The 1,232-nt window shown below is 48.7% G+C and carries 1 protein-coding gene; it reads right to left on the reverse strand.

The genetic code is table 11. The features are described 5' to 3' along the window. Nucleotides 1–8: 8 nt before the first annotated feature. The gene (locus ICN14_RS10320) at nucleotides 9–1,172 is read right to left on the reverse strand and encodes an IS30 family transposase (RefSeq protein ID WP_216226394.1); all 1,164 of its coding nucleotides are present in this window, start codon (nucleotides 1,170–1,172) and stop codon (nucleotides 9–11) included. Nucleotides 1,173–1,232: the final 60 nt, after the last annotated feature.

Below are 1,232 nucleotides of genomic sequence, written 5' to 3' on the forward strand. Positions count from 1 at the left end.
CCTTGGATTCAACCGGTCAACGCAACAGATTGGGCAAAACGTTCTGCCGGTGTTTGATAGTTTAGTGTCTTTCTAGGGCGTTCATTTAGTTTCCTTGCCACTGCATTGAGCTTAGCTTGGGAGTAATTAGCCAGGCTCATTCCTTTAGGGAAGTATTGCCTTAATAACCCATTGGTATTTTCATTCGAGCCTCGTTGCCAAGGATGCTGGGGATCACAAAAGTACACCTGAACATCTGTGGCTAAGGTAAAACGTTTGTGTTCAGACATCTCTTTGCCTCGATCCCACGTTAATGATTTATATAGCTCGTCTGGTAATTTTCTCGCATGCTTAATGAGGGCGTTCACTACCGTCTGGCTATCTTTACGTGCAACCTTCACTAGCATCACATAGCGAGTCTGGCGCTCAACGAGAGTGGCGATCTGGCTATTAGCATCTCCGTAAAGTAGATCACCTTCCCAATGTCCAGGGACTGCACGATCTTCTGCTTCAGCTGGGCGCTCTCTAATGGAGACCGCATTGGCAATCTTGCCAAGACCAACATCTTTAAGCGTGTGATGGCGTGAGCGACGCATGATCCGAGTGCGACGTAAATGTGCCACGAGCTCTTTCTTTAAGGCTCCACGGGCTTGGATAAAGAGGCTGCGATAAATTGTCTCGTGTGACACCTGATAGCTTTTCTCATCTGGATACGTTTGCTTTAACCATCCGGCAATCTGTTGTGGCGACCACTGCAAGAGCTGCAGCTTATCTGTCACGATACTTGCCAAGGGCTTGTTCAAGACCAGTTTACAAGTCTTAGGACGAAGTGCTCGATCCCAAGCTGAGCTATCTGCCCCAGCTGATCGGTAGTCTTTGGCACCACCATTACGCTTAACCTCCCGACTAACCGTAGAAGGCGATCTGCCTAAAAGCTGTGCGATAGAACGAAGGGATTGTCCCGTTGCCAGGCCGCGGGAGATCTCTTCTCGCTCAGCCAAAGTCAGCGATAGAGCTGATCGAGATCGCTCCAGTGGTTTGATGCCACCACTTTCGGCCAAAATACGCTGGATAGAAGAGTGGCCCCGATCAAATAACTGCGCTATCTGATGAAGGTTATCGCCTTTTTGCCAGCGTTCCCACATTAAAGCCTTCTGGGTGGCCGTGTAATAGATTCGGGGTCGTTGTTTCATGAGCAACACTCCTTTTGCTTACGCAGTTAGTAGTGTGTTGCATCGATCAGTTGAATTCAA

The organism is Polynucleobacter sp. MG-27-Goln-C1 (assembly GCF_018881905.1).
In the GTDB taxonomy this organism is placed as follows: Bacteria; Pseudomonadota; Gammaproteobacteria; order Burkholderiales; family Burkholderiaceae; genus Polynucleobacter.